Annotated in this window: 8 protein-coding genes; 4 read left to right on the forward strand and 4 right to left on the reverse strand. The window is 35.3% G+C overall.

The genetic code is table 11. The features are described 5' to 3' along the window. Positions 1-194: 194 nt before the first annotated feature. Complete coding sequence (locus ACIQ2X_RS11935) at positions 195-944, forward strand: THC0290_0291 family protein (RefSeq protein WP_396179141.1); 750 nt, start codon at positions 195-197, stop codon at positions 942-944. A gap of 107 nt (positions 945-1,051) precedes the next feature. On the opposite strand, the gene ACIQ2X_RS11940 is transcribed toward ACIQ2X_RS11935, so the two are convergent. Continuing rightward, a complete protein-coding gene (locus ACIQ2X_RS11940) occupies positions 1,052-2,851 on the reverse strand; it encodes a GNAT family N-acyltransferase (RefSeq protein ID WP_396179142.1) in 1,800 nt (599 codons plus the stop codon). A gap of 137 nt (positions 2,852-2,988) precedes the next feature. Between ACIQ2X_RS11940 and ACIQ2X_RS11945 the strand changes: the two genes are divergently transcribed. Beyond that, positions 2,989-3,753 (forward strand): exodeoxyribonuclease III, encoded by a 765-nt coding sequence (locus ACIQ2X_RS11945; RefSeq protein ID WP_396179143.1) that lies wholly within the window; start codon positions 2,989-2,991, stop codon positions 3,751-3,753. Positions 3,754-3,968: 215 nt separating this feature from the next. Continuing rightward, positions 3,969-4,931 (forward strand): OmpA family protein, encoded by a 963-nt coding sequence (locus ACIQ2X_RS11950; protein ID WP_396179147.1) that lies wholly within the window; start codon positions 3,969-3,971, stop codon positions 4,929-4,931. A 209-nt stretch (positions 4,932-5,140) separates the two neighbouring features. Here ACIQ2X_RS11950 and ACIQ2X_RS11955 read toward each other — a convergent pair whose 3' ends face one another. From ACIQ2X_RS11955 to ACIQ2X_RS11965, 3 genes are read right to left on the reverse strand one after another with little or no spacing between them, the layout of a single operon-like run. Continuing rightward, positions 5,141-5,539 carry a hypothetical protein gene (locus ACIQ2X_RS11955; RefSeq protein ID WP_396179144.1) on the reverse strand — a complete coding sequence of 133 codons (399 nt, stop codon included), beginning with the start codon at positions 5,537-5,539 and terminating at the stop codon, positions 5,141-5,143. A gap of 13 nt (positions 5,540-5,552) precedes the next feature. Beyond that, entirely contained in the window at positions 5,553-5,834 is a 282-nt protein-coding gene (locus ACIQ2X_RS11960) for a hypothetical protein (RefSeq protein ID WP_396179145.1), read from the reverse strand. A 5-nt stretch (positions 5,835-5,839) separates the two neighbouring features. Then, positions 5,840-6,418 carry a hypothetical protein gene (locus tag ACIQ2X_RS11965; protein WP_396179146.1) on the reverse strand — a complete coding sequence of 193 codons (579 nt, stop codon included), beginning with the start codon at positions 6,416-6,418 and terminating at the stop codon, positions 5,840-5,842. A gap of 199 nt (positions 6,419-6,617) precedes the next feature. Between ACIQ2X_RS11965 and ACIQ2X_RS11970 the strand changes: the two genes are divergently transcribed. Next, positions 6,618-7,148 carry a helix-turn-helix domain-containing protein gene (locus ACIQ2X_RS11970; RefSeq protein ID WP_396179148.1) on the forward strand — a complete coding sequence of 177 codons (531 nt, stop codon included), beginning with the start codon at positions 6,618-6,620 and terminating at the stop codon, positions 7,146-7,148. Positions 7,149-7,271 lie beyond the last annotated feature (123 nt).

Raw genomic sequence — 7,271 nt, forward strand, 5'->3', positions numbered from 1 at the left:
ACTTTAAATAAAGATACTTTTAAAATTATTTGCACCCAGAATATCATTTACAACTTCTTTTTTTTTTTGGATTCTCTTGTACTTACTTTCGTACAACAATATGGAATTGTTAACTATCTAATTTCGTTACAAATAAAAACTAGTTGTACTTTATAATTTTTTATATTTGCTTTTTATAAATGAAAATTGCTCTTATGAAGGCTTACAAGAATGTATTGCAGTTCTTTTTTCTTTGCACTTTTACTTTGGCGCAAGCACAATACGGTAGAACCTATCAAGAAATTGGTATCATGGGTGGTCCCGTTTTTTTTCAGGGGGATTTTGGAGAAAGGGGTGATTTAGACAACACTATCAAAAACGTGGGCTTTTCAGGAAGTTTGGTCTATTTTTTATCGCTCAATGTAAACCGTTCTAGTTTTGCAGAAAATTTCAAACTCCGTTTTGACTTTACTGGAATGGCTGTTAACATGCAACATTATGGAAAATATGCCGATGCTAACAGTACTACTGGTAAGCAACTTCGAGCCATGCGAAGCGATGTTAAAGTAGGAAGTTTAGGCGTTCAGTTGGAATTTTATCCATGGAAAACAGATGATTACAGCGATGCTACATGGAGTCCTTACATTGCTACAGGTGCACAGATTAATAATTACACGGCAGAGGCGTATTCTTTTCAGGGAAACATTGGTAACTCAAATGTTGTTCCTACTAAATATGTGGATGGTTTTAAAAACAGTAACGGAACTGCATTTTCGGCCACAGGAAGCGTAGGTATTCGGTATAAATTAACGGATTACAATTATTTGATTCTCGAAGGTCAGATGAAGTATTATTTTTCAGACTGGATTGAAGGGATGAATCCTGCTCGTGAAACCTATAAAGAAAATAAAACAAACGATTATACGGGAACCATCAATATTGGATATATTTATTATTTTAATTGATAAAAATAAGGTTGAACATTTGTATTTAAAATACATTTTCCATTCTAAATACAGCAGTTCTATTTCTTAAAATTTTTTTCGATAATTAAAGCGCTTTCTTTAAAAAACTACTCCTTTTCAGCTAATTTTCGTTCCAATTCTGCTTGAAATTCTTCCATAACGGGTTTCATAGTGCTTTCTGGAATGTCTGAAATTCGAATGTACATCAGTCCGTCTACTGCATTATTGAACAAAGGATCCACATTAAAAGCCACAACTTTAGCATTTTGCTTGATGTATTTTTTAATCAAAACAGGTAGTCGTAAATTTCCAGGTTCCAATTCGTCGATTATTTTATCGAATTTATTCAAATCGGATTCGGCTTCATCGAAAATGAAATCTTTGTCGGCGTCTTTGAGTTTGACTTTGTAGTTTTTCTTGGGATTAATGTACTGTGCCACATATGGATCGTAATAATTGGATTTCATAAACTCAATCATCAGCGATTTAGAAAAATCAGAAAATTGATTACTGATACTCACGCCACCAATTAAATATTTGTGTTCCGGATACCGTAAAGTGGTATGCATAATTCCTTTCCACAATAAAAAAAGCGGCATTGGTCGTTGTTGGTATTCTTTGATTACAAATGCACGACCCATTTCAATCGATTTGTGCATCATGTCGAATAATTCCGATTCAAAGCGAAATAATTCCTGCAAATAAAATCCTTCTATTCCGTATTTTGGAAAAATTTCTGAACCCAATCCCATTCGATACGCTCCAGCAATCATTTGTGCTTCTTGATCCCATAGAAACATGTGGTGGTAGTATTTATCATACTTATCAATATCAATGGATTCATTGGTTCCTTCGCCCACTTCTCGAAAGGTAATTTCGCGTAGACGACCCAACTCGTGTAAAATAGTCGGGATTTCATTTGCCTTGGCAAAGAACACTTCGTAATTTTTGCTTTGCAAAAGTCGCGCGTCCGCATCCCTTAATTTACTCACCTCTGCCACAATTTTATCATGATGTGCCGCCACAACAATCTCTTTTGGACTTCGAGGCAATTTTAACGATGGTGTTTGCAGCAGCTTGCTCTCTTTTTCGAAAGGATTAGCAAGCATATAGGTTTTTTTTCGTAAAAATTCACGAAACTCTATCAAAGTCGCATGTTCATTTTGTTCCGCTACTGAAATGGGTTTTCCAATACGAACTTTAATAACACGGTCTTTTTGGGTTAATAATTCGGAAGGTAATTTTGCCGTTCGAAAAGTAGGTCCTAATTTGGAAAGCCAATAAAAAAACCAGCTGTTTTTGGCATGAAAATAAATAGGGATTACCGGCACTTGTGCTTTCCGAATCACTTTTATGGCGCCATCTTCCCACGCTTTATCCACCACCAGTTTTCCGTCTTTATACGTCGAAACTTCTCCAGCAGGAAACATTCCCAAGGGTTTTCCGTCGCTCAAATGGCGTAAGGTTTCTTTAATTCCCACCACACTTGATTTGGCATCCTTATGGTTTTCAAAAGGATTAACCGGCATGATGTAGGGCTTCAATGGGTCGATTCGATGGAGTAAAAAGTTGGCGATAATTTTGAAATTAGGCTCTCGGTCTAGCATTAATTTCAAAAGTAAAATACCGTCAATTCCGCCCAATGGATGGTTGGAAATGGTAATGTAAGCGCCGTCTTTGGGCAATCGTTTTAAATCTTCTTCAGGGATTTCAAACTTTATTTTTAACTCATCTAAAATTGCGTTCAAAAATTCCACATCAGACAGATGTTTGTTCCGATCATACATGTTGTTGAGATTGGAAATTTTAAGCAACTTCATCAGTAACCATCCTGACAAATTTCCTAAAATTCCATACTTATCAGTGTTAATTGCTTTCGCAACTTCTTTTGCAGTTACTAAACCCATTCAAATTGTTTTATTGGCGGAAAAACAAAGATAGCAAAACTACTCAATAATTATACTCCAAGTTACAAACATTCGTTGACTTTAGATTTATCAACGCTTTTTGTTTACTTTTGATTGACCAAAAAAACAAACAAGAAATGAAGATTATTTCATATAACGTCAATGGAATTCGGGCCGCAATCACCAAAGGATTTCTGACTTGGTTGGAACAAGCCAATCCGGATGTCATTTGTCTGCAAGAAATTAAAGCAATGGAAGAGCAAGTTCCTGTTGCCGAATTTGAAAAACTGGGTTACCACTATAATTATTGGTTTTCGGCACAAAAAAAAGGGTACAGTGGCGTTGCCGTTTTATCTAAAATAGCTCCTAAAAATGTAGTTGTAGGAACAGGAATAGAGCACATGGATTTTGAAGGTCGGAATTTACGTCTCGATTTTGACGACTTTTCAGTGATGAGTTTGTATTTGCCATCGGGTACGAATGATGCTCGATTGGACCACAAATTCATGTATATGGACGATTTTCAAAATTACATTACGGAGTTGAAAAATGAAATTCCCAATCTAATTATTTGTGGCGATTATAACATTTGCCACGAAGCCATTGACATTCACGATCCCGTAAGACTCAAAACGGTGTCTGGATTTTTACCCCAAGAACGCGAGTGGCTGGATCTTTTTATAAAAAATGGTTTTGTGGATAGCTTTCGGCATTTTAATAAAGAACCCGACAATTATACATGGTGGAGTTACCGTGCTGGAGCGAGAGGCAACAATAAAGGTTGGCGAATTGATTATATTTTAGTTACAAAATCGCTTGAAGGCAAACTGGAACGTGCTGTAATTTTAGCCGATGCAAAACATTCCGACCATTGTCCCGTTATGATTGAAATCATGGCGTAGTTAAACGGTATTTTCTGCCTATGCAGATTTTTGCGTGAGGGCTTGAGTGGAGCTCTTTTATTTGGGACGATTTTTTTCGCCCCAAATAAAAAGCGGGAACGGAAGACCGACCCTTTATTTCTTCTCGTCCTGTAAAGGCGAGAAAAAATAAAGGGGCACGCCCCAATAAAAATAGTTGCGCAATAAAAATAAATTAACAAACAACAAACATTATGATGATCAAAAGATTTTCGGTGGGATTATTGATTTTCGCACTTTCCACATCCTGTGTTTCCAAGAAATTATACAACGATTTGGAAAACAAATACGCTGCATTGAAAAAGGAAAATCGAGAAATAGGCGACAAAAGCGACGATTTGGCAAAAGCTAAAAACAAGTTGGAACTCGACCAAGCCGCACTTCAGGAAGAGTTGAATAAAACCAAAGCACAACGGGACAAGTACCTTGCCGACATGACCGCTGCTCAAAACAGCTTGAAAACGCTGCAAAATTCGTACAATGCATTGGAGCGAAACAGCGACGATGCGTTGAAAATCAACATGGATAAAAACCGTGAATTACTTGCGAAATTGGAGGCAAAAGAAAAAGCCTTGGCTGCCGAACAAGAACGTTTGAACAAGTTGATGGCGGATTTTCAAGAGCGATCCAATCGGGTAGCGGAATTGGAAGGTGTGATTAATGCACAAACCGAAAATTTAAAACGATTGAAAGAAACACTTTCCAAAGCGTTGAATGCTTTTGAAGGAAAAGGACTTACCGTAGAACAAAAAAACGGAAAAGTGTATGTATCGATGGAAAACAAATTATTGTTTCAAACCGGAAGTTGGGCCGTAGGCTCAGAAGGTCGGAAAGCGGTTGTGGAAGTGGGAAAAGTTTTGGGTCAAAATCCAGAAATTACCGTTTTGATTGAAGGCCACACCGACAATGACAAATTTGCTGGAGCGATGGGTCAGATTGAAAACAACTGGGATTTATCGACCAAGAGAGCTACGGCCATTGTTAATATTTTGAGTGAAAATAAAGCAATCAACAAACAAAGTTTGACCGCTGCTGGAAGAGGTGAATATGCTCCACTGGCGTCAAACGAAACTGCGGAAGGCAAAGCCAAAAACCGTAGAATTGAAATTATCCTTACGCCAAAATTAGACGAAATTTCGAAAATGTTGAATGATTTGTAGGGGGAATTTGAGGTTACCGTTTTATAAGGTTATAAATATTAAAAAGTAAAAAGGCTTGGTTTGAAATTTCAAACCAAGCCTTTTTTTTACTATTGGTACGGACTTTCTTCGTATGATAATAAATATTTTACGAGGCATTGCCATATACTGGTAATAAACAAAAACAAGTACAAAAAAACCGCTCTCAAATGAAAGCGGTTGACTTAAAGTTAATCTTCTTTTTTTATGGAAATCACCATATCTTCATCGAATTTATACTCTCCTTTTTTGTAAATTTCTTTGTTAGAGAGTATCACTTCGTAGCTATAAATGCCTTTTGGAATATTAAAAACACATTCTTTTCCGTCATTTTGAACCACTAATTCCTTTTTTACTACTTCACCATGCTCGTCTTTGCCATCCATTTTGAAAGTGATTTTCTCCATCAATTTGTTTTTGACGCAAATCGATGTAATAAATTGACTATCTTTCTTTGTGTCGTTTTTTGAAGCTTTCAGGATACTAAAACCACTCATTAACAATTCTCCTATTTTCAGAGACTGTTCTAAACCAGATTGGGCAAAAGTAAACATAGGCAATAGTAAGAATATTGCTAATATTTTTTTCATTTGATTGAAAAGTTTACAAAAAATAAATATTGACAAGACTAGAAAAAATGCTAACTAAAATTGTTAACACTATTGCGATATAAAACATGCTAACTTGTTTGCTCATTTTTTTTTCCTCAATTTTTTTGTCGTCAATTTTTTGACCTTTAGAAAAAATTAATAAAAGCAGAATAACTGCGACGCAAACTAATTGCACTACAAAAACAACCGAAAAACTTCCTCGGTAACTTGATATTGCCGCAGAAAACAAAGGCATAAAAAGTAGTAAGCTTATATATTTTTTGTTTATGTACATATAAATTATTTTTCCTCCATACACTCCTCGAAATCAAGAAGTGAAATATAATCGGCAGTTCCTTGTATAACTACCACTGCTGCGTGACAAGCAAAACCACCCCATGCAGTAACATGGAGAGCAACACAACCCTGATGAGCAATAAGTGCAGCTGCAGCGTGCCCGGCAAGCTCGGCTAAATATCTACCCATACAATTTTTTAGTTCTGTGCCAATAACGGGATTATAAATTTCCGAAAGTGGTGGCGTCAACACATCAATTAAATCTGTAACCGGGAATGTACTTAACGAATACCTTGTCTCTAAAACATTCATTAAAATACGCTGTGAACTAATATATGTATGATAATCATTTTCATTTGTATTATATGCTTTATAAAAGCTAGAAAGTTCGCTTTGTTCTACAACACCATCAGCTCCAATTCTTTTAACTAATTCTGGATTATTGCACTTTTTAAGAAATGCATACTCCGCTTGTAAATATTTCACAAGATCTTTGTCTTTACTAATGTCAGCTAGACTTTGTGCATTCCCAACAAACCCAAATACAACAGTGGCAATAATGCCGAATACTAAATTCTTCATAAATGTAATGTTTTTAAATTGTTTTAAAATAATTTCTTAACAAAAATTTTTCTCGAGATATTTTGTTAGTGTAAATTTCGCATGCAAATGAGCCAATTGCAACTCGATTTTCGAGTGTTTTATATCTAAATTCACCATCGAAATAGTAGCGTTTTTCGATTAAAAAAAAGACCATCTCTTCAAGGTTATTTTGCTTTTAATGCTATATTTGCTAAAAATACTCCATTTTACAAATAGAGAAATTGTTCAAAAGATAAAAAAAATTAGAATTGAAAAAGATTTTAAACCATTGGAAATGGCAGACAAATTGAATATCTCGTTGTCGGCATATAATAAATTAGAATCTGGGTCGTCATACACATGGGCAAAATATCTTGAAAACATTTTGAGTATCTTGGATATTTCTTACGAAGATTTTTTTGAAGGGATTGCCTCTAATTATAACATCACAAATAAAAAAGGCTCAATTGGCGGGAATATTCACGTAGAGAATCTTTATGCTGACAATAAAGAGAAAGATAATAAAATTGGCGAGCTATATGAAACAAGAATTAGCGACAAAGATGCTATGATTACACTCCTGAAAGATGAAGTTAAAGTAATGAAAGAAAGTAATAAAATGCTTAAATCTGAAAACAAAATATTGAAAATCAAGCTAGAGCAAAAGGAGCATTCAGAAATTACTTCGTCTGTTCGAGCAGAGCTCTCGGATCCAACGAAGGAGGAATGACAAAAACGGGTACTTTTATTAACTGGTAATGTGGTCAAAAATAGTTGGTAATTTTTCAATTTAAATTAATTATATTACCACATCAAACTGAAGAGGACATTGGCTCTGCTGAGGAGCAACCAA

It is taken from the genome of Flavobacterium sp. (genome assembly GCF_044368625.1).
Taxonomy (GTDB): domain Bacteria; phylum Bacteroidota; class Bacteroidia; order Flavobacteriales; family Flavobacteriaceae; genus Flavobacterium.